This window comes from Phosphitispora sp. TUW77, assembly GCF_048453025.1.
Classification (GTDB): Bacteria; Bacillota; Thermincolia; order Thermincolales; family UBA2595; genus Phosphitispora.
This window is the reverse complement of the sequence record NZ_CP156677.1, coordinates 2,536,955-2,559,882: the sequence shown is the minus strand read 5'-3', so window position 1 is coordinate 2,559,882 and position 22,928 is coordinate 2,536,955. Positions and strand designations below refer to the sequence as shown.

Sequence of the window (22,928 nt, the reverse complement as noted above, 5' to 3'; positions counted from 1 at the left end):
TTATGAAAATGACAATTATTGCTGATGTTTTCGCCAGGGAAATTTTAGACTCCCGCGGCAATCCTACTGTAGAGGTGGAAGTCTTTCTGGAAGACGGCACTATGGGACGGGCAGCTGTTCCGTCCGGTGCATCAACTGGCGCTTATGAGGCGGTTGAATTGAGGGATGAGCAAAATGACCGCTATATGGGCAAAGGTGTCCTCAAGGCTGTTGAGAACGTGAATACCGTTATTGCTCCTGAGCTTATCGGATTAGACGCTATGGATCAGGTTGAGGTTGACAGGATTATGATTGACCTGGACGGAACTCCAAACAAAGGTAATTTGGGTGCCAATGCTATTTTGGGAGTTTCCATGGCTGTTGCCAAAGCTGCAGCCAGCAGTCTGGAAATGCCTCTTTACAAGTACTTGGGAGGCATTAATGCCAAGGTATTGCCGGTGCCAATGATGAACATTCTTAATGGTGGGAAGCATGCAGACAATAATGTTGATATTCAGGAGTTTATGGTTATGCCTGTGGGGGCGCTTAACTTTGCAGAGGCCCTGAGGATGTGTGCCGAAATTTTTCACCATCTGAAAGCCGTACTTAAAGGCAAAGGGTTAAATACGGCTGTGGGAGATGAAGGTGGTTTTGCGCCAAACCTGAAGTCAAATGAAGAGGCCCTTGAAGTAATTATGGATGCTGTTTCCAGGGCAGGGTACAAGCCCGGTGAAGATATCATGCTGGCTCTGGATGTAGCGGCCACCGAGCTCTATAAAGAGGGGAAATACCATCTTGAGGGAGAGGGCACTGTTAAGACAGCAGATGAAATGATAGATTTTTATGAAGAGATTTCCGGCAAGTACCCTATTATTTCGATCGAAGACGGGCTTTCCGAGGATGATTGGGAAGGATGGCAGAAGCTGACAGCAAGGTTGGGGAAAAAGGTTCAGCTGGTAGGTGATGACCTTTTTGTGACAAATACTGAACGCCTGGCCAAGGGGATTGAGACAGATACTGCCAACTCAATCCTGATAAAAGTAAACCAGATCGGTACCCTGACAGAAACTTTTGATGCTATAGAGATGGCCAAACGTGCCGGTTATACGGCTGTTGTTTCACATCGCTCCGGTGAGACGGAAGATGCCACCATTGCGGATATTGCCGTTGCTGCCAATGCCGGGCAAATCAAGACAGGGGCTCCGTCCAGGACAGACAGGGTGGCCAAATACAACCAACTGCTGAGGATTGAGGAAGAGCTGGCTGATATTGCCGGATATGGCGGCACAGAGGCATTTTATAATATTAAAAGTGTATAAATCTTTATTATATTAACAGTATATTAACCGTGATTTACATTGTATTTTAATTCGTCGTATAGTATAATTTACCATTATGGGTTATCCTGACCGGGGGGTGATGAAAGGTCCGGCCAAGAAAACCCAAAAAAATGGGAAGAGGAGAGAGACTAAATGAGTTTAAGTAATCCCGATATTACTTTGGCATGGCTGTCCTTCGGAGCAGGTATAATTTCACTGATAGTTGCGTTTCTGTTCCTGAGAAGCGTGCTGAAAGAGAGTATGGGCACCACGAGGATGAAGGAACTGTCTGATGCTATTTTCGAAGGCGCTATGGCGTTCCTGAACCGTCAGTACAAAACTCTGGCGCCTATTGTTGTAATTATTTTTATTGTATTATTTTTTGTTCCTATTCAATTGTTTACTCACGGTGACCCCGAAGCTGCCGCACAGGTACAAGGATTATCCGGTAAGCTGGCGCTTCCGGTATCCTTCTTGGTTGGTGCTGTGGCTTCAGCTTTTGCCGGATATGCCGGTATGGTTAGTACAACCAAAGCCAATGCAAGGACTACTAATGCTGCCAGAACAGGTATCCGTAAGGCTTTGACCATTTCCTTCCGTGCCGGTGCCGTTATGGGCTTGTCTGTTGCCGGACTTGGTTTGGCCGGTGTTTCCGGATTGTACCTAGCCTTTAAAATCCCTGCAGTTATTAACAGTTTCGCGTTTGGCGCAAGTGCTGTTGCGCTCTTTGCCAGGATCGGCGGGGGTATTTATACTAAGGCTGCCGACGTAGGCGCTGACCTGGTGGGAAAAGTTGAAGCCGGTATTCCGGAAGATGACCCGCGCAACCCGGCCGTTATTGCCGACAACGTCGGTGACAATGTCGGAGACACAGCAGGTATGGGAGCCGACCTTTTCGAATCATATGCTGCCACGAGTATTGCAGCCATGGTTATCGGAGGCAGTGTCCTTAAGGATGCAGGGCTGCAGATGCAGGGCATTTTGTTCCCGCTTTTAATTGGCGCTATCGGTATTATTGCTTCTATTATTGCCACTTCGTTTGTAAGAATGAGCAGTGAGGATTCTAACCCGCAAACAGCACTTAATATGGGCCTGTGGGGAACCAACATTATTACTGCTATAGCCGGTTTTTTTCTTGCTAAAGCCATGTTTGGGGAAATCGCGTTAGGCATTTTTATCGGCATTATTGCAGGCTTATTAACCAATGTTGCTATCGGTTATATTACCGAGCTTTATACTTCTTATCACAAGCGTCCGGCACAGGAAATTGCGGAAGCATCCGAGACCGGAGCTGCTACTAACCTGATCAAAGGTCTGGCTGTCGGCTTGAAATCAACTGTATATCCAGTCCTCGTAATTGTAATTGCTATTTGGGTTTCATATTTCTTTGCTGAAGCCGGTATGGACGGCCTTGGTATTTATGGTATTGCCATGGCTGCCATGGGTATGCTGTCAACAGCCGGTATGGTTGTAGCTATAGACTCTTTCGGCCCTGTTGCTGATAATGCCGGTGGTATTGCAGAAATGGCTGAGCTTGGCCCTGAAGTACGTAAAAACACTGATAAACTTGATGCTGTCGGTAATACTACTGCTGCTGTTGCCAAAGGATTTGCCATTGGCTCCGCTGCCTTGACAGCATTGGCCCTGTTTACCGCTTACGCGGAATCGGCAGGCCTGACAAAAATCAATATCCTGGATCCGATTGTTATCATAGGCTTATTTATTGGGGCGACAGTGCCTTTCTTAGTTGCTTCCTTTGCTATGGAAGCTGTCGGTAAGGCTGCTTTTGAAATGATTGCAGAAGTGCGCCGCCAGTTCCGTGAGATTCCCGGAATTATGGAAGGTAAAGCTAAGCCTGATTATGCCAAGTGTGTAGATATCAGTACACGAGCCGCAATCAGGCAGATGGTTGCCCCCGGTTTTGTAGCTATTGGCACCCCGGTGGTAGTAGGCTTTGTTCTTGGCCCGCTGGCTCTTGGCGCGGTCCTGGCAGGCGGTACGGCATCAGGTGTTCTGATGGCCTTGTTTATGGCTAATGCAGGTGGTGCATGGGATAATGCTAAGAAGTATATCGAAACAGGAAAACTTGGCGGCAAGGGTAGTGATGCTCACAAGGCTGCCGTTGTAGGTGATACTGTGGGTGACCCCTTCAAGGACACTGCAGGACCTGCTATGAACCCGCTGATTAAGGTTATGGGTACTATTTCACTTATTCTTGCCCCTATTGTAGCTAACTTCAGTGTTTTCGGGAACTTGTTTTAAAAGCATTCAATTTTGATTTCAAGCAGGTGAGTGTAAAAAGCTTACCTGCTTGTATTTTTTATTGCCTTCAAGGACAAAATATGCTAAAATCAATATGTTAGTCTTCGGGAGGTGTATCTAGTGAAATTATTTATAACCATAATCCATATTATACTTGCTATTGGAATTATAGTTACTGTGCTGCTTCAGTCAGGAAAAAGTGCCGGTTTATCCGGGGCCATAGCTGGTGGTGCCGAAACATTTTTCGGCAAGAAAAAGGGAATGGATAGTTTCCTTAGCAAGCTATCTACCGGTTTTGCCATTGGTTTTTTGATTACCTCTTTGTTATTGAGTACAAGTCTGGTAAAGTAGAAAAGTGACTTCACGAATGTCACATATGTGGATGCACAAAGCCGGTCCGGGAACCGGTTTTTTGTTTTTTGTACAAACTGTTTGCAGACTGGCATAATTGGATAAAATATGGTTAAATGGGATTAGCAAAGAGAAATGTTTTAATATGATAAGAAGCAGGTGAAATTTAATTGAAAGAACGTATAGCAACAAAGGAACGTATAGCAACAGAAGAAAAACCGGAATATGAGGATTTTGATAAAGAGATTCTTGATTTTATGAGAAAGGCGGCTTACCGTCCGCTGGCTGCTGATGAGTTGTACAGGGCAATGGAATTCAGGGATATGGATGAATTTATGAAGTCCCTTATGGAGCTTGAGAAAGATGGCAAGGTTATCTGTACCCGAAAACTGAAATACGGTGTTCCTGAAAAAATGAACCTTGCTGTGGGTAAGCTCCAGGGACATTCGAACGGGTTCGGTTTTCTGATTCAGGATACGCTCGGATTACCGGATATTTATATTAGTGCTGAAAACATGAACAGTGCTATGCATAACGACAAGGTTGTGGCCCGCCTTCTGGGACATAATGGCCCCAGGCAGGAAGGTGAAATAATCAGGGTTCTTGAGAGGGCCAATACCCAAATTGTAGGGACTTTTGAAAAGGGTAAAAGGTATGGTTTTGTAACAACTGATGAGAATCGGATCAGCCGGGATGTATTTATTGCTAATGGGCACGAAAAAGGTGCGGTTACAGGGGACAAGGTTGTTGTGGAACTAACCAAATGGCCCGAAAAGCGCAGGAACCCTGAGGGAAAGGTTGTCAGGATTATCGGGCATAAAGGTGACCCTGGCACAGATATTGAGTCAATTATCTGGAAGTATGGTTTGCCTCAGCAATTTCCCAAACCGGTTATGAATGAAGTTGGAAATATTTCTATGCAGGTAACGGAAGAGCAGACCTCCGGCAGGCGAAACCTAAGGGATTTGCAGATGGTTACTATTGATGGGGCTGATGCCAAAGACTTGGATGATGCCGTATCACTTGAGGTACTGTCCAGTGGTAATTACCGGCTGGGTGTACATATTGCGGATGTGGGAGCATATGTAATTCCGGGAAGCGCTTTGGACAGGGAGGCATATAAAAGAGGAACCAGTGTTTATTTGATTGACCGGGTTATTCCGATGCTGCCACCCGAACTTTCGAACGGCATATGCAGCTTAAACCCAAGGGTTGATAGGCTGGCAATGTCTGTGTTTATGGAAATTGATGGCCAGGGCAGGGTACTTAACCATGAAATTACCGAATCAGTAATTAACATTAATGAGCGAATGACTTACGGGGATGTCAAAAAGATTTTGGTTGACAGGGATGGAGAATTAATCAAAAAATATGATTATCTTGTGGAGACATTCAGAGAAATGGAAAAACTGTGCCTTATTCTGAGGGCACGCAGGCTGCGTAGGGGGGCTATTGATTTTGATTTTCCAGAGGTTAAGGTAAAGCTTGATAATATTGGCCTTCCGGTGGAAATAAACAAATTTGATCGATCTATTGCCGACCAGATTATTGAGGAGTTTATGCTGGTTACCAATGAAACTGTGGCTGAGCATTTTTATAATGTCCAGGTACCTTTTTTATACCGGATTCATGAAACACCTGATGGTGAGAAGCTGTCAAACTTAAACCGGTTTTTATTTACCTTTGGCCTTAGCATAAAGGGGTTTAACAAAATACATCCCGGTGCATTTCAGGAAGTGCTTAACAAGGTGCAGGGCAGGCCTGAGGAAAGGGTTATCAGTAAAGTAATGCTGAGGACAATGAAGCTTGCCAGATACAGCGAAGAGAATGTTGGGCACTTTGGGCTGGCGGCGGAGTATTACTCCCATTTCACATCACCAATCAGGCGTTATCCGGACCTGGTGATTCACCGGATTATTAAGGAAATCCTGGCAAAAGGCAGGCTTTCCGATAAAAGAAAAAATAAGCTGGCATCATTTGCGGCAGATGCCGCTATCCAGTCTTCGGAGAGGGAGCGAATTGCCGTTGAAGCTGAACGGGAAAGTGTTGATTTAAAAAAGGTTGAATTTATGAAGGATAAGGTTGGGGAGGAGTTTGATGCTGTAATTTCCAGTGTTACTTCTTTTGGCTTCTTTGTTGAGCTGGATAATTTGGTAGAGGGCTTGGTGCATGTGACTAACCTTATTGATGATTTTTATGAATTTGATGAAGCCAGATTGGCTCTGACAGGGGTTCATACAGGCAAACAGTTCCGTATTGGGGACAGTGTGCGGGTGAGGCTGGAAAATGTGAACCTTGATGAAAGACAGTTAGATTTTGAGCTGGCAGAGAAGCTGGCCTGGCAAGAGTAACCATTGAAATTAAGCTTGATTTTCTTTAATATTTTCTACCATAAAAAATGCACCACCTATGTTTTTCGAACATAAGTGGGTGCATTTTTATTTAGTGGATGCAGATTTTGGCGGTTCAGAATCGATCTATTCTATTGCCGGCTTACTTAACAGTTAAAAAACCCTTCTCTCTTAAATTATTTATAAGTCCTACTGTTGATTTACTATTATCCATGGTGTATATATGTAATCCATCTATCCCTTCTTTCAGAAGTTCTTCACATTGTTGGGTTGCATATTCAATTCCAAACTTAACTAGTGCTTCTTTGTCATCATTAGGCAATTCAGAAATGCCTTTGCTTAATTTTTCGGGTATTTCAGCACCACAATTTTTTGTAAGTATTTCAAGCATTTTTATGCTGTAAACAGGCATTATTCCTATTAATATAGGTACATTAATATCGTGTTTTTTACAAAGGTCAATGAAATTTAAAAAGTGTGCATTATCATAGGAAAAATTGGCAATAATATAGTCAGCACCCTGATCAACCTTGTTTTTCAGATATTTGATATCGGTTTCTAAGTCAGGTGCTTCTATATGCCCCTCTGGATATCCGGCGACTCCTAAACAAAAGTCATATTTTTTACGAATGAAGTTAACAAGTTCATATGCATAAGTGAAACTATCCTCAGGCATTTTAGTATCTACTCCATTTTTACCAGCATCTCCACGAAGTGCTAAAATGTTTTCAATGCCAAGGTCTTTGTATGAGTCTAAGATATCTGTAATATCATCTTGACTCAAGCCATAACAAGTTAAATATGCTATTATTTCAGATTGTTTTTCTTCTTTTATTTTTTTAACCAAATCATAGGAACCTTCTCTTGTTGAACCTCCTGCTCCGAATGTTACTGACACAAAATCAGGCTTTAAATCATCAAGAGCGTCAATTGTTTTGTTTAATGTTTCAATACCTTTTTCTGTTCGTCCTGGAAAATACTCAAATGAAAGAGTTGGCTTTTTCTTGTTTTTTAAGATTTCTGATACTTTCATAGTTGTCTCTCCTTTTTATTAATATTATTTCATGGATATTTAACCATGAGAAATTTTGACATCTCAAATTGATTTTAAAGTAATTGTAGCATATGCCCAAAACAAATTAAATAAATTTAATAAAATAATTAATAAAAAATTAAATTTTGTCATAAATGATAAGAACGATAAGAGAAATAAGGACAATATAATGATGACCTTGATGTCCCTTGACAGTGGAGTTTAATATGTTATAATGATAAATGCATTAAATGTAAAGCAAACAGTAAAAGTAACCTTTACCCTCTTGCTGTGGCAATAGCTGCTTTTTTCAAGAGGGTTGCTTTATCCGGCAGCTTCTAATTTTGTATGTACAGGTGTCAGGCTTATAGAGGTGTCAATAATGGCTGAAAATATTAAAATAATAACTGATAACCGTAAAGCCCGCCATGACTTTCATATTGAGGAGACTTATGAGGCCGGAATTGTTCTGGCTGGAACTGAAGTTAAGTCCCTCAGGGCAGGGCGTGCTAACCTCAAGGACAGCTTTGCCAGGGTCGATAATGGGGAGGTATTTTTATATAACGCCCATATTAGTCCATATGAGCAGGGTAACAGGTTTAACCATGACCCGGTGCGGACCCGAAAGCTACTGATGCATAAGCATGAAATTCGCAAGCTGATTGGCAGGGTCCAGGAAAAGGGACTTACCCTGGTTCCGTTAAAGATGTATTTTAAAAACGGGAAAGCCAAGGTGCAGCTTGCCTTGGCCAAAGGCAAGAAGCTGTATGACAAGCGTGATGATATGGCCGCCCGTGACGCCAAGCGTGAAATGGAAAAGGCGTTCCGGGAGAGGCAGAAGTACAGTTAGCAGTTAGCGGTTCAGAAGAGAAATTTCTTTATCTTGAAGATAAATGTATTGAAGTTGCCCGGATGCTCAATGGTTTAATTAAATCTTTACAAAAACCAAAAAGTGTTACTACCAGTTAACTATCAGCAGGTATCTAACTATGCTATAAACTATGAGCTCTTAAACTACTAACTCTTAACTGCTAACTGCCAACTATTTTATGGGGGTGTACTGGTTTCGACGGGGGAAGAATGAGCATAAGCAGCGAGCCGGGGTCCCACAAGCCCGTTAACACGGTGGAACTAAATTAAACGCTAATAACGATTACGCTTTAGCTGCTTAATAGCAGCCTAACCTCTCTCCTTCTGTGCTCTGGGTGCGGGAGATGAGGTCATTTACCAGAGCTGGCCGATCCCCAATTCTCGGAGGGGTGACGCGAGATTTATCGAGATAGTGACCTGACAGCCTGTCGGTAGGCGGCCGGTGAGCGAAATTTAAATTACCTGACTGCGCTCGGAGAAGCTTGTGTGGGTTCTCTTTCGGACAGGGGTTCGATTCCCCTCACCTCCACCAAATAATCTACCATCTATTGATAAAATGCAGTTTATCGTTGGTGGTTTTAATATCGTGAATAAACCCAGTAATTAAGCCGCTTTCGCAGGTTTTGCGAGAGCGGTTTTTTGTGTTTGGCGGAGAGTTTTTGGAGTGGAACATTTTGATTGCGCTGGCTAAATGGTCATTTGAACTAGGTAAGCCGTTAAAAGATTGGGGGGTGTGCATTTTATTTTTAAGGGGTGTGCAAGAGGGCAAGGCGGTGTCGAATTTTGACGAATGATTGTCAAAAAACTCACAGGGAAAATGCTCTATTTGGCGAAATATTAATAATAAGTGCTATGTCAGTTCTCGTGGGTCTTTATAACAACATCTAAAACACAATAAAAATTGCAAAACTCAAAATAATATTGACCATTAAGGAAATAGATGGTAAGATGACAATGGTTTATTATATGGTCAAGTTATTTAGATGTATCCAAGGGGCGGGTGCAATGGTAGTTAATTACAAAAAATTGTGGAAGCTACTAATTGATAAAAATTTGATGAAGAAAGATTTGCGAGAGATGGCTGGCATATCCACAAATGCGATGGCTAAGATGGGAAAAGGCGAAGATGTATCAACCCAAGTGTTGAGAAAAATCTGCCATGCGTTAGACTGCAAAATAGAGGATGTCATTGAAATAGCACCTGAAGATAAATCCTGAAGAATGGACTCTGATAGTGTTGATATTGTGTTAGGAGCTGGGAAAAGGTGTGGTGCAAATCCTGCAATATAGAAACAAATGAAAAGGTATGTCTGGTTTGTGGCACTGCTACCGAAGAGGATACTCCTGTTGAAATCTATTGGTGTAAGAATTGTGGAATACCAGTTATTAAAGAGGGGAATCAGGTCGATAAACACAGCTGTCCATTGTGTGGCAATAGAATTAAATACTTGGCCAAAGATCTTAGGCCAGTGTTTCCAGAAGAACGTTTACTGTTAGAATTGTTGCTCGGGAAAAACCCAAATGAATACATGCGGAGTTCTGTATGGGCCGCAAATAACAGGTATTATATCGACGGAAAATCAGTAGCTCTAGCTAATAAATTGTTTCAGACGGCAGATACCGATGCTTTATCTAGGCAGTTAGAGAAGTATAAAGACCAAAATGATTATAAATATTTTGATGAGAATGTTCAGAAATTTATCGAGGCTAACAAAGACCGATTGAATTATTTAAAGGATGAAGCGTTTTCCTTTGTAAAACAGGCTGCTGAGAAATTTGATGAAGAAAGAATAGTGTTATCATTTTCGGGCGGAAAGGATTCTACGGTAACGGCGGATGTTGTAATTAAGGCTATGAGTAATCCAAGTTTGGTACATATTTTTGGAGATACCACGTTAGAGTTTCCGGCAACTACAGAATATGCAACAAGATATAGAAAAAGCCATCCATATGCAATTTTTAAAGTAGCGAAAAACTATGAGCAGGATTTCTATTCTGTCTGTGAGGATATTGGGCCTCCAGCAAGACTGCTCAGATGGTGTTGTTCGATGTTTAAGACCGGGCCAATTACTCGAGTCCTGAATAGTTTATACAGAAACCAAGCGATTCTAACATTTTATGGAGTCAGGAAGTCAGAATCGGTCAATAGAAGTAAGTATAACCGTATCGAAGATGATGCTGAATCTGTGAAGATTCAGAAACAGACTGTTGCATCTCCGATTTTTTTCTGGAGAGATATTGATATTTGGTTATACATTCTTTCCGAGAAGATTGATTTTAACGAGGCATATCGACTTGGGTACGATAGAGTTGGATGCTGGTGCTGCCCTAACAATAACCAAAGGGCACAATTTTTATCAAGAATTTATATGACTGAACGTTTTAAGGAATGGAGAGAGTTTTTAGTAGCCTTCGCAAAACGTATTGGAAAGCTTGATGCAGAAGAATATGTAGACACTGGAAAGTGGAAGGCTCGCCAGGGCGGTAACGGATTAGCAGCGGCTGGCGATGTTAAACTCAAATTTACAAGTTGTACTGCCGAGGATCATGCAAAGATATATCGTTTGGTGCGACCATTTGACGATGAGTTGGTTAGAATGTTCGTTCCATTTGGTATTCTTGCACCGGAGTTAGGTAAGAAACTGCTTAACGAAACCCCCATCTTAGACTATAGTGCTAAAGTGCCAATAATATCAGTGCAGCCGTTTTCGCAAGATGGATATGACAATGCGGTTAAAGTTAAAACAATGAATGTGGCAGATCATGATGATTTACAAAGGATGATAGGCTATCAAATAAGAAAATTCAATGCCTGCAGAAAGTGCTTGAAGTGTGAGTCATTATGTAAAGCGGGTGCGATTTCTATAGTAGGTGACAGTTATTACATAAATCCGGACAAATGCGTTCGGTGTAAAATTTGTGTTACCGCTAAATATTTGGACGGTGGATGTATGATGGACAAATATTTAAGGACAAAGTAATGTACTTGGAGGCATCTCAATGTCAATGAAGTTTAGAGCCCATGACACATTTTTTATTCGTAAAGGTTGGCTGAGCAAAGGAATGAAGCATGTTCAGGCAAAACAGGACGTTTTTGTAGATAAAAATGAAAATCCTATGGATGTGCTTGGCATCGGAGCCAACATGGTGAAAGCATTAAGGTACTGGTTACAAGTGTTTGGGTTAACAGAAGAACAGAATAGAGGAAGGCGCAACCAGATTTTTACCGAACTTGGTACTGCAGTTTACGAAAATGATAGATATATAGAAGAACTAGGTACGCTGTATTTATTGCATTACAAGCTGGTAACGAATAAAGAAGAAGCAACTGCTTGGTATTATTTCTTCAATGATTTTGCTATGTCGGAATTTTCGAAAGAGGATTTTGTTACCGCGTTGCAGGGCTATGTGATGATGCACGATGAAGATTCCGTAGCAATCAGATCGTTAAATGATGATTTTGCATGTATTGTAAATACATACTTGCCACGTTATAAAACGAATCCCAACAGGATATCACCTGAGAATAACATAGACTGTCCGTTTGGGGAATTAGGCTTAATTGATATACTCAACAAGAAAGAAAAAACCTACCGTAAAGCAACACCTTCGGCAAATTCATTTAATCCGTGGGTGGTACTTGCTGTCATTATGGATCAAGCAGAAGGTAGAGTTGAAATTGCTTTAAATGAGTTATTGACAGCCCCCAAGAATATAGGTCGGGTTTTTAATCTAGATGCAATAACAATGCTTGATATATTGCATTCAATAGAAAAAAAGGGCGAAATAAAAATTATCAGAACTGCGGGATTGGATGTTATTCATTTGAATCATATTTACACATTCCAAGAATGTGTGAATAACTATTACGCGACCTTAGATGATAGGAACTAGGAGATAGAGGCATGAGCAAAATGATTTCAGTCTCATCAGGTTTTCAGTATTCAGTTAACATTGCGTACGACCTGAACAATGAGGACAAACTTAAAAATTTTATACCGACTAAATCGGCGATAAGCCTCTTAGAAGACATATTGTTGAGTAGTAGACCTACTTCAACGGAGCGCTCCAGGGTTTTAATTGGGGCTTATGGTAAAGGCAAGTCACATATAGTGTTAATGATATTGTCAATGCTGATGAAAAGGGATTTAAAACTATTTGAGAAGACTCTTCCTAAAATAAAACAGAACGAAAAGCTTTATCAGTATATCCAAAATTATTATGAAAGCGAAATAAAACTATTGCCGGTAGTGATTACTGGCAGCAACACCAGTTTGCCGCAGGCATTTATGCTTGCCTTACAGAGAACGCTTGTAGAAAATGATTTGATGAATGTCATGCCGGAAACGAATAATAAAGCTGCAGTGGCGGTTATTGAACGATGGAAAAATGAGTTTCCAGATACATATAATGCATTTGGTAAGGCTATAGAAATTCCGGTTAGCAAATTCATTTCTAACTTAGAAGACTTTAATATAGAAACTTATGAGCAATTTGAACGTATATATCCATCGTTAACGGCGGGTAGTATGTTTAATCCGTTTTTAGGATTTGATGTGGTAGAACTGTATGAGGGAGTTGTAAAAGAACTAAAAGTAAAGGGTTATACAGGGATTTATGTCGTGTATGACGAATTTAGCAAGTTCCTAGAGGCGAATATTTCAGAAGCATCTGTCAGTGATACAAAGATGCTTCAGGATTTTGCAGAAAAATGCAATAGAAGCGGTGAAAAGCAACTTCATTTAATGCTGATATCTCATAAGGAAATAGCAAATTACATAGACACACTGCCGAAACAAAAAGTTGATGGTTGGCGTGGTGTGTCTGAACGTTTTTCCCATATTCATTTAAATAATAATTTCTCACAGACTTATGAGATTATTGCTTCGGTTATTCAGAAAGAGTCGAGTAAATGGGATAAATTCTGTTTAAATCATAAAGGTAAATTCGATAATTTAATTCACCTGTATACTAAGCATCAAATATTCGCAGAGGGTGGAAAAGAAGAAGCATCAAAAACGATTTATGATTGTTATCCGCTTCATCCTATTTCAACGTTCGTTTTGCCTCCACTTTCAGAGCGTGTTGCTCAGAATGAACGAACGCTGTTTACCTTCTTGTCGGCAAATGGGGTTTCAACATTGCCGGCTTTTCTTGAAAAGCAAAAAGAAGCCGATTTTCATGTCATCACACCGGATTTGATTTATGATTATTTTGAGCCATTGTTTAAGAAAGAAGTATACTCTGGGAATCTCCACGAACTTTATATGTTGACGACGGTGATTCTTGATAAATTACAGCAGGGTTCTCTAGAGGGTAAGATCGTTAAAACTTTGTCGCTTATCTACATTCTGGAACAGTTCGAAAAGCTAAAGCCTACTAAAGATGAAGTAGTGGGAATTTTTTCGACAAGCTACTCTGTAAAAGATGTTGAAAATGCAATTAACAATCTCATAGAAAAAGAATATGTGATTTATCTTAAGCGAAGCAATGATTACCTACGATTAAAGCAGACTTCGGGAGTTAACATTCAACAAAGAATAAAAGACACGGTAGAAAGTCAGATGAGTAGTGTCATCATCAAAGATACACTGAACTCGACTAATTTTGATAATTATCTATATCCCAATCGTTATAACGATATGAAAGAAATGACACGTTTCTTTTCATTCCAATTTATCGATGAGTCTGAGGTTAAAGAAGACATAAGCTGGGATGTTAAAAGTGAAAACATTGAAGCTGATGGAGTTGTTTATGGAATTATTCCAAAGAGCAAAGAAAGTATACAATCCATCAAAGAAACCTTGCTTAAAACCAGTAGGGGTTGTGCGCGGTATATTTTCATTCTTCCGAAAAAATATACCAAGATTGAAGAAACTGTAAGGGAGTACAACGCCATTTCCACGCTTAGGGACAAAGCAATTGATGATCGTGTACTGTTCGATGAATATGAAGTGGTTTATGAGGACCTAAGAGAAATAATTACGGCTTATATTAATACCTTTACGCATCCTGAAGAGTTAAAAGCAACCTATATTTATAATGGTGAAGAGCAGCAAATAGTGAGAAAGGCGGCTCTCACCGGATTGATGTCAGGAATATGTGAAAATATTTTTGCGGATACACCAATCATTAATAATGAAGCAGTGAACAAATCCGAGATATCTTCAGTTGCTAGCAATAGTAGGAATAAAATCATTGCTGGCTTGCTAAGAAACGAGTTAGAACACAATCTTGGGTTAACTGGAACTGGGCAGGAAGTTTCAATTATGAGAAGCACTCTGATTAGGACGGGGGTTTTAGTAGAGAATGAAGGGATGACCAGCATTAATTTACAGCCTGATGATCCTCTCATCAGCAATATGCTGAAAGTGATAGCTGACTTTATTAAACAGGCCCGTCAAGAGAATGAAGTTGGATTTGCCGACCTATACACGAGATTGTGTTCCCCTAATTACCACATTGGCTTGCGAAAAGGTGTTATTCCGATTTACTTGTCAGCTGTTTTCCACGAATTCAAAAAAGAAATAATTATCAAAGATAAATATGGACAAGTGCCGCTTTCGCCAGATGTGATTTTGCAGATTAATGCGAAACCGGAATGCTTTTCGTTATTCTATCTAGATTGGAATCCAGAAAAGGAAGCATTCATAGGTCGCTTGGAAGAAATTTTCAAAGACAATGTAATTGAAGCAGAGAAAACGGTAAATTCTTACGATTACGTTGTTAATGCAATGAAACGATGGTATATGTCACTTCCAAAATACACAAAGGAAGTTAAAAAACCATATAAGAATGAAACCACCGATAAGCGTTTTGCTGGTTTTATAAAATTGTTAAAACAGAACATTGGTAGTCACGAACTACTGTTTCAAAAACTGCCGGAAGCATTTAGTTATGCAGATAATTTTAATATAGGATTGGCTGAAAATATCCAGGCTGCCAAATCATTTTATGATGAACTGTTAGACCGATTAAAGAAAACGCTAATCGAAGAAGTGAAAGAATTGTTTTCATTGTCTTCTAATCGAGACAAGTTGAAAAGAATTTCTGTATCATCGGTTATTAAAGATTGGTGTGAAACCTTAGATGCAAGTGTCTTTGAGCAATTATTTGCAGATGGAACAGATAAATGCTTAGGAATATTTAGAACGGTTACCAACGATGAAAATCTTTTTATTGTTAGGTTAGCTAAGGCCACTACAGATTTACGCATTGAAGACTGGTCTGAAGATATCGTGAAACAATTCATCAGAAGTTTACAGAAGTACAAGAACACAGCGGAGTCAAATCATCACGATGGAAAATCCGATAATATGACTGACACTTATCAAGTGACATTTGTAGACGATAATGGTGTTGCCACAACAAAGCGGTTTGACAAGGTTGAATATAGTAAACGAGGCAAACTACTTTTCAATACTATAACGTCTTCGCTGGATGAAATGGGACAGTCTATTTCAGAACAAGAAAAACGACAAATCCTGATGGAAGTATTGAAGAAGCTGTGCTAGGAGGTGTTCGTACTGGCGTATTTTGATAATGCGGCAACTACATATCCCAAGCCAGAGTGCGTGTATTCGTTCATGGATAAATTTTATAGAAAAAGCGGAGCCAACGCAGGACGTGGCCATTACGAATTGGCTGAAAGCGCAGGAAAACTGATAGCTGACACTCGGACTGAGATTCAAAATATTTTACGCTGTCCGGCAAAGCAGGTGGTTTTCGAGCCTACAGCTACGATTGCTTTGAATATTATTATTCAGGGAGTTTTAGAGACTGGGGCTATAAATATCTATATTAGTCCTTTTGAGCATAATGCCGTTACCAGAACTTTGCATCATTTTGAAAAGCAAGGAAAAATCAAGGTTTCTCAACTTGTGGTTTCTCCAGAATTAGAATATGACCTTGAAAGAATTCGGTATCAATTTGATTCGATTAAACCCGATTTAGTCATAGTAAGTCATGCAAGCAATGTATGTGGATTGATAGCGCCAGTCACAGATATATTTACTTTGGCAAAGACTTATAATGCAATCACCCTAGTTGACATGGCACAAACTGCCGGACTAGTGGATTGCAACGTAGGATTATCCGTATTTGATTTTGCAGTGTTTGCCGGACACAAGACATTATATGGACCGACTGGGATTTCGGGGTTTGTAATGAATCCTGAGATCAAACTACCATCTGTGCTTTTTGGCGGAACGGGGCTCGAATCTCAAAATCAAGATATGCCAGAGAGCTTGCCTGAGAAATATGAAATGGGAACATTGAATATTTCTGGACTCGCAGGGCTTTATGCAGCCTTACGTTGGCAGCAGGAACAGTCTTTTGAAAAGATGTGGGAGAAAGAGGAAGAGAACAGACAGAGATTAATTGAATTGCTATCGGGCTTTTCTTTTATTCAGCTTATTGGTAATAGAGATGATAGAAAGTACGTAGGAATTGTTTCCTGCCTAATTAAGGGGATAAGCAGTGATAGTGCGGGTGCTATTTTCGATAAACGAGGAATCGCAGTTCGTACGGGGTTACATTGCGCTCCACTGGCACATCAATTTTTGAATACTTATCCGGCAGGAACTATTCGTTTTAGTGTCAATTACTTTACTACTGAAGATGATTTCAATCAACTACAAGATGCTTTGGAATATATAGAAGAAAATTTATAGGAAGGAAAATGGCGCATTGAGTTTACGGAACCATAAAATTAAAGATGAATATCGTTCTCTAATTGATAATGTTGTACAAGATTTCTATGTTCCGCTGCTAAAAGAAGCAGTGTTTTATAAGCGTGCCGTAGGCTTCTTTTCTTCCTCGTCGCTGGTCGAGATATCGAAAGGAATTGCAGTCTTAGCTAAGAATGGTGGAAAGATTAAGATTGTAGCATCACCATACTTGTCGGCTGAGGATATTGAAGCAATCAAGAAAGGATACGAGAGTAGAGAAAATGTAATAGAACGAGCTTTATTGAACCAATTATCAGATGAGCATACGGACTATTACTCACGGGAGCGTTTGAATCTTCTGGCTACTTTGATTGCCGACGGAATTCTGGATATCAGGATAGCGTATACTGAAAACAAAAATGGCATTGGTATGTATCATGAAAAAATGGGCATTATTGAAGATTCCGAAGGAAACAAGGTGGCTTTTTCGGGGTCAATGAATGAATCCGCAACAGGGATGTCTATCAATTATGAAACAATCGATGTTTACCGCAATTGGGATGATAAAGAAAAAGAACGAGTCCTATCCAAGGAAAACGCATTCTATTCTATATGGAATGATTGTGAGCCTAATATAAGAGTCATAGAGTTTCCTAAAATATCACAGGCTCTAATTGATAAATATAAAAGATCAGAGCCAAATTATGATTTGGATGAGGAACAGTTTGCAAATCGGAGTTACTCAACCGGGAGCGTCTTTCGAGAAGACATGGGGGCTTATGGGACTACCCCTGGTGCAAGAATTCCAAGAGACATAGAACTGCACGATTACCAAAAGGATGCAATAACAGTATGGATTGGGGATAATTATCGTGGAATCTTTGATATGGCTACCGGTACAGGGAAGACTTTTACAGGATTAGGAGCGATATCAAAAATATCAGAAGATCTGGATGATGATTTGGCAGTCATTATTGTATGCCCCTATCAGCATCTAGTAGAACAGTGGGTTGAAGACATTGTGAAGTTTAGGATAAACCCAATAATCGGATATAGTAGTTCTTCTCAGAAGGATTGGAAAAAACGATTGACCAAAGCAGTAAGGGATAAGAAACTTAGAAAAGATAAGAGATTTTTTTGTTTTATTTGTACCAATGCAACTTTTACCAGTAGCTTTGTTCAAGACCAAATAACCAAAATTACGGGGTCATTGCTTCTAGTTGTTGACGAAGCCCATAATTTTGGAGCAAAAAGCTTATCAAAGTTGCTCGATGAGAGATTTACATACAGATTAGCGTTATCAGCTACACTTGAGCGTCACCGAGATGAGGAAGGAACCGCCGCTTTATATCAATTCTTTGGCAAGAAGTGCATTGAATATCCTTTGGATAGAGCAATTCAGGAAAAGAAATTAACACCATATAAGTATCATCCGGTAGTGGTTTATTTGACAGAAGAAGAACTTCAAGCATACGAACAGTTATCTTGTGAGATGTCTAAGCATTTGATCAAAGATAAGAAAGGGAAGTATAAGCTTAGCAAATATGGCGAGATACTTGCATTAAAACGAGCACGAATTGTAGCCGGAGCATCTGGGAAATTAGATGCTTTAAGAGAGACAATGAGCTCATTTACAGATGACAATAATCTACTTGTGTATTGTGGTGCTACAAATGTATTAGATGAGCATGCAGACTTTACAGAAACAGATGAAGGAGATATCAGACAAATAGAAGCTGTAACAAGAATCCTTGGTAAAGAACTTGGCATGAGCGTTGCTCAATTTACTTCCCAGGAAAATATGGAGCAAAGAGCGATTATAAAGGAACAGTTTCAACGAGGAGATCGATTACAAGCGATTGTGGCAATAAAGTGTTTGGATGAAGGTGTTAACATTCCTGGCATTCGCACTGCATTTATATTGGCAAGTACAACAAATCCGAAGGAATATATTCAAAGGCGAGGACGAGTCCTTAGAAAAGCACCGAACAAAGATTTTGCAGAAATATTTGATTTTGTAACACTACCGAGGCCACTTGACGCAGTATCATCGCTCACGGAGGAACAAGCACAGAGAGATAAATCATTAGTTAAGAATGAATTGACTAGAATTAAAGAGTTTGGACGGCTGTCGCTAAATTCGATGGAGGCAAACAATTTAATCTGGGACATAGAAGAAACTTATCACATTGTGGATGCTACCATTGTGGAAGAAGGTGAGTTTTAGCATGGAAGGACAAGAAATTAAAATCGACGAGAAAGTAGTTGAAAGACTAAAAAAGTGGATTATCATTCAGGAAAATGTTAATCTGAAAAAGCGAACGTTTAATGATCAGCAAATGGTCGATAAGATTAAGAAAAGAATTGAGGAGGAAGTTAAATGCTGCTTAAATCAATAAAGCTGGAAAACTTCCGGCAATTTCGTAATGAGTCTATCGACTTTGCTAGTGGCGAAAATGGTAAGAATGTAACAATAATTATTGGTGAAAACGGCACAGGTAAAACTACGTTTGCTCAGGCCTTCTTCTGGTGCCTGTATGGTGAGACCGAGTTTTCGGACAGGGTTATGCTGAATAAAGTGGTGTCGGCAGAAATGAAACCAGGAGAAGAAGAGAAAGTTCAGGTGACATTGACGCTTCGCCACGGAGAAGTGGAATATACATTGATACGTGAACAAGTTTATCGAAAGGAATACTCTAATAAATTGACCAGTGCCAATACTGTATTTGACATTGCGATGAAGGATGCTAACGGAAATACTTCCTATGTTAAAAAATCTCAATGTGAGAGCGAAGTAAAAAGTATTCTACCCAAGGAATTATCTCGTTATTTCTTTTTTGATGGTGAGCGAATCGAGAAAATGAGTAAAGACATCTCTTCTGGTAAAAAGGCCACTGATTTTGCCGAAGCCGTGAAAGGTTTGTTGGGATTAAATGCTATGATTAGCGCTATTGGGCATTTTAATCCTAATAGCAAATATGGTGTTGTCGGAAGTTATGAGAATAGCTTTGATTCCAAGAGTAATGTAAAGATTCAGGAGTACACAAGAAGAATCGATGAATGTAAAGAGAAGATAGCCAAAATTGATGCTCGCATGGAGGAACTTGACTCCGAAATCACTTCTGCGCAAAATCGCAAGGCGGATAAGACGGAAGAAATAAAATTATATGCTGAAGGGGAAGAATTGCAAAAGCAGAAAGAAAAGCTTCAACAAAAGATAGAGAACACGAAGAAAGCCCGTTCCAATGTATATAAAACAATCTGTAAAGATTTTAATGCAGGGATGAGTGCATTCTTCCCACTGTCATTAATCAAAAGGGCTTTAGAAGTTTTGGCTCAGGAAGATTTCTCAGGGAAAGATATTCCGGAGATGCATTCTAAAACGATAGAATATCTGTTAAAGAGAAAGGTTTGTATCTGTGGAACTCACTTGGACGAGGGATCCGTTCCATATAATAAGGTGAGGGAGTTAATTGATTATTTGCCTCCGCACTCAGTGGGTGTGACGGTTAGCCAATTTAAGAAGGATTGTCGAATTAGGTGTGGGAAAGACACCGATTTATACTCCGCTACTAAAGAAAACCTTGCTATAGTTAGCAACCAGGATGATGAGCTGTTTGATTTAACGGATGATCTCCATACCATAGATGGAAAGTTAAGCGGCGGAGACGTCCGAGAAAAAGTCAGAGCAATCAATAATGAGATTAAGCTTTGCGATGATGCAATTCGAAGGGGAAACCAGGAACGCGATAGTAAAAATATCGAGCGAGGCCGCTTGTTGAGTGACATGGAGCGTAATGATACAGAAAGACGAAATCTAACGTTGCTTGATGATAAGAATAAGAAAATCGAAATTTACAAGGCATATGCAGAACGAATATATAAGGAACTGCTGGAAATCTACAATAAGAGCGAGGAAGAAATTCGTAATAAGCTGCAAGAGACTATCAATGATATTTTCAAGCAAATTTATGAGGGCGGATTGTATTTGACTATTGATTCTAGATATCATATTTCAGTATATGTAACTGATTATGAGGGAGATGTAGAAACATCAACTGCTCAGAGTATATCTGTAATTTTTGCGTTTATTACAGGTATAATTAAGATGGCTCGTGAGAACAGAAATGCTTCTGATGAAGATTCGAAACTACTAACATCGGAACCATATCCGTTGGTAATGGATGCGCCACTTTCCGCATTTGATAAGCGAAGAATTAAGACTGTTTGTGATGCTCTACCGGAAACTGCTGAACAGGTAATCATTTTTATTAAAGATACTGATGGTGAGTTGGCAGAGGAATATATGGGTAGCAGGATAGGTACTAGACATCGTTTTGAAAAGAAAAATGAGTTTGAGACGACATTAATTTAAGGGGGAAGAGACATGTTTAATAAACAATATCGTTTTCGCGGAAGACATGCTCTTCGCGTGGATCAATTAACTAGTGTATTCGATGAGGTCAGTAAGGCAAAATTATTTGACAGAAACGTCGATATTTATACGAATGCTCCATTGATTGGATTTCTTTATGGAAGAACGGCAGAACTCGATAACACGAAGAACCCGGAAACGGACCAGGTATACTCACAAAATGTAATGGGTGATAGAGTTATTTATTCTTCTGATGAGCTAATGTTCAATTTCAGATTAATAATGCTTCTAGATGCTGAGTATGAGTCTGATGTTCACAAGCGAATTGACAAAGCATTTAGAACAATGGGTACAGATTCGGCAGATGAAGAACGCTTCGACAGTTATGTAAGGGGCGGTATTGATGTGCTCTATGAAAAGCTTATTGAAGGTGCTACGAATCCAGATGAATATGTTGTGAAATTGTATGATTTTGTAGAGGAGTTTCAGGAACGTTTTAATTCTGAAATAACAAGCGATGACATCCTAGTATTATGCGCTAAGTAGTTAAGGAGTAATCAATGGATGGTAATAGGGAGGAAGCCTTATCAAACTTAATAGAACTCTCCCAACGGCAGGGATATATTACGTTCGATGACATTATAGAAAGCTCTGAAAATTTCGGACTTCCTATTCAAGATGTTGATTGGCTTTCGAATTCGATAACCACAAAGGGAATCATAATTTATGATGAGAAACCATCAATGAGCAGAATGTCTGAAGACGGCGAATTCGATGATTTTGCACACGGCGATTACGAAACGATTTTTGATAGGGTAATAAGTTTAGATGAAACACTTGAACCATTTATAAATGAAGCGAGGTCAATTATTCCACCGCAATATCGAGAGATAGCTCAATTAAAATATCAGGTGGTGGAAGGAAATCGGCATGCGCGCAATCGTATGATAGAGATGCATCTACGCATGGCTGAAAAAATTGCTTTGCAAAGAACAGAAGTTCTTGATTTAGACATAGCGGATTCCATTAGCTGTGCTTGCCTTGGGTTAATCAATGCTGTAGATAAATATGATCCGGACAAGTTAGGTGCATTTGGATCATACGCTGCACTATGGATGCAGCAGTTGCTAGGCCGAGAATCTCCGACGAAAAGACCGCTTATCTACTATCCTGTTCATAAAAAGGAAGGGTACTACACCATGTATCCTATGATAAAAGAAAGAGGATGTTTGGAGTGTGAAGACATTGGTCAATGCAGAAAGCTTTTGGATATGATTTGCAATAAACTCGGGTGTACCAATGAGCAAGCAGAGGATGTAATAGAAGCCTGCATACCATTGGAATCGTTAGATTTGTTTTTGGAAAACATTGATGAATATGAAAAACGTCAAGAAGAATGCGAGGTCGAGGTTCCTAAGGACTTAGTTGCGAGAGATGATTTATTTGAAATGGTAGCAGGAGATTTGTTGAAAGATTACGTCGTTGATTTGCTCGGAGATTTAAAAGATCGGGAGCGTGAAATATTAATAGCACGGTATGGTTTAGGTGGCACGGAAGAGAAGACCTTAGAGGAGGTTGGCGGGATGTACGGAGTAACACGTGAAAGAATCCGTCAGATAGAGGCTAAGGCATTAGGAAAGTTAAGAAATCCTATCAGGTTAAAAAAGTTGAAAGACTTTCTTTGAACATGTTTTTGGAAAACACGAAGCAAGGGTATTT

17 protein-coding genes and 1 other RNA gene are annotated in these 22,928 nt (G+C 39.9%); 17 read left to right on the top strand and 1 reads right to left on the bottom strand.

Annotation, left to right across the window (positions count from 1 at the left end):
* The first annotated feature begins 8 nt into the window (after window positions 1-8).
* The 4 genes from eno to rnr all read left to right on the top strand — a co-directional run bounded on the left by eno (window position 9) and on the right by rnr (window position 6,262).
* Window positions 9-1,298: a phosphopyruvate hydratase gene (gene eno, locus ABFY19_RS12415; RefSeq protein ID WP_418790960.1), complete on the top strand. Its 1,290-nt coding sequence runs from the start codon at window positions 9-11 to the stop codon at window positions 1,296-1,298.
* A 153-nt stretch (window positions 1,299-1,451) separates the two neighbouring features.
* Complete coding sequence (locus tag ABFY19_RS12410) at window positions 1,452-3,560, top strand: sodium-translocating pyrophosphatase (RefSeq protein WP_418790958.1); 2,109 nt, start codon at window positions 1,452-1,454, stop codon at window positions 3,558-3,560.
* A gap of 120 nt (window positions 3,561-3,680) precedes the next feature.
* Window positions 3,681-3,911: a preprotein translocase subunit SecG gene (gene secG, locus ABFY19_RS12405; RefSeq protein WP_418790957.1), complete on the top strand. Its 231-nt coding sequence runs from the start codon at window positions 3,681-3,683 to the stop codon at window positions 3,909-3,911.
* 170 nt (window positions 3,912-4,081) lie between these two features.
* Window positions 4,082-6,262: a ribonuclease R gene (gene rnr / locus ABFY19_RS12400; protein WP_418790956.1), complete on the top strand. Its 2,181-nt coding sequence runs from the start codon at window positions 4,082-4,084 to the stop codon at window positions 6,260-6,262.
* Window positions 6,263-6,404: 142 nt separating this feature from the next.
* Here the strand turns inward: rnr and metF are convergent, their stop codons facing one another.
* Window positions 6,405-7,295, bottom strand: a complete 891-nt coding sequence (gene metF, locus ABFY19_RS12395; protein WP_418790955.1) for a methylenetetrahydrofolate reductase [NAD(P)H] — start codon at window positions 7,293-7,295, stop codon at window positions 6,405-6,407.
* A 382-nt stretch (window positions 7,296-7,677) separates the two neighbouring features.
* On the opposite strand from metF, the gene smpB reads away from it, so the two are divergent.
* The 13 genes from smpB (at window position 7,678) to ABFY19_RS12330 (ending at window position 22,894) form a co-directional block, all read left to right on the top strand.
* Entirely contained in the window at window positions 7,678-8,145 is a 468-nt protein-coding gene (smpB, locus tag ABFY19_RS12390; protein ID WP_418790954.1) for an SsrA-binding protein SmpB, read from the top strand.
* A 201-nt stretch (window positions 8,146-8,346) separates the two neighbouring features.
* Window positions 8,347-8,697, top strand: a transfer-messenger RNA (tmRNA) gene (gene ssrA / locus ABFY19_RS12385).
* 109 nt (window positions 8,698-8,806) lie between these two features.
* The gene (locus tag ABFY19_RS12380) at window positions 8,807-8,959 is read left to right on the top strand and encodes a hypothetical protein (protein WP_418790953.1); all 153 of its coding nucleotides are present in this window, start codon (window positions 8,807-8,809) and stop codon (window positions 8,957-8,959) included.
* Window positions 8,960-9,170: 211 nt separating this feature from the next.
* Window positions 9,171-9,383: a helix-turn-helix domain-containing protein gene (locus ABFY19_RS12375; RefSeq protein WP_418790952.1), complete on the top strand. Its 213-nt coding sequence runs from the start codon at window positions 9,171-9,173 to the stop codon at window positions 9,381-9,383.
* 311 nt (window positions 9,384-9,694) lie between these two features.
* Window positions 9,695-11,146 carry a phosphoadenosine phosphosulfate reductase family protein gene (locus ABFY19_RS12370; protein ID WP_418790951.1) on the top strand — a complete coding sequence of 484 codons (1,452 nt, stop codon included), beginning with the start codon at window positions 9,695-9,697 and terminating at the stop codon, window positions 11,144-11,146.
* Window positions 11,147-11,165: 19 nt separating this feature from the next.
* A complete protein-coding gene (locus tag ABFY19_RS12365) occupies window positions 11,166-12,059 on the top strand; it encodes a DUF4007 family protein (RefSeq protein ID WP_418790950.1) in 894 nt (297 codons plus the stop codon).
* 11 nt (window positions 12,060-12,070) lie between these two features.
* The gene (locus tag ABFY19_RS12360) at window positions 12,071-15,679 is read left to right on the top strand and encodes a restriction endonuclease subunit S (RefSeq protein WP_418790949.1); all 3,609 of its coding nucleotides are present in this window, start codon (window positions 12,071-12,073) and stop codon (window positions 15,677-15,679) included.
* Between the two features lie 72 nt (window positions 15,680-15,751).
* A complete protein-coding gene (locus ABFY19_RS12355) occupies window positions 15,752-16,837 on the top strand; it encodes an aminotransferase class V-fold PLP-dependent enzyme (protein WP_418790948.1) in 1,086 nt (361 codons plus the stop codon).
* A 16-nt stretch (window positions 16,838-16,853) separates the two neighbouring features.
* Entirely contained in the window at window positions 16,854-19,061 is a 2,208-nt protein-coding gene (locus tag ABFY19_RS12350) for a DEAD/DEAH box helicase family protein (protein WP_418790947.1), read from the top strand.
* A gap of 1 nt (window position 19,062) precedes the next feature.
* Entirely contained in the window at window positions 19,063-19,233 is a 171-nt protein-coding gene (locus tag ABFY19_RS12345) for a hypothetical protein (RefSeq protein ID WP_418790946.1), read from the top strand.
* Window positions 19,215-21,209 carry an AAA family ATPase gene (locus ABFY19_RS12340; protein WP_418790945.1) on the top strand — a complete coding sequence of 665 codons (1,995 nt, stop codon included), beginning with the start codon at window positions 19,215-19,217 and terminating at the stop codon, window positions 21,207-21,209. The genes ABFY19_RS12345 and ABFY19_RS12340 overlap by 19 nt, the downstream gene beginning before the upstream one ends.
* 12 nt (window positions 21,210-21,221) lie before the next feature.
* Window positions 21,222-21,755 carry a hypothetical protein gene (locus ABFY19_RS12335; RefSeq protein ID WP_418790944.1) on the top strand — a complete coding sequence of 178 codons (534 nt, stop codon included), beginning with the start codon at window positions 21,222-21,224 and terminating at the stop codon, window positions 21,753-21,755.
* A 14-nt stretch (window positions 21,756-21,769) separates the two neighbouring features.
* Window positions 21,770-22,894, top strand: coding sequence for a sigma-70 family RNA polymerase sigma factor (locus tag ABFY19_RS12330; RefSeq protein ID WP_418790943.1), 1,125 nt, complete (start codon window positions 21,770-21,772; stop codon window positions 22,892-22,894).
* Window positions 22,895-22,928: the final 34 nt, after the last annotated feature.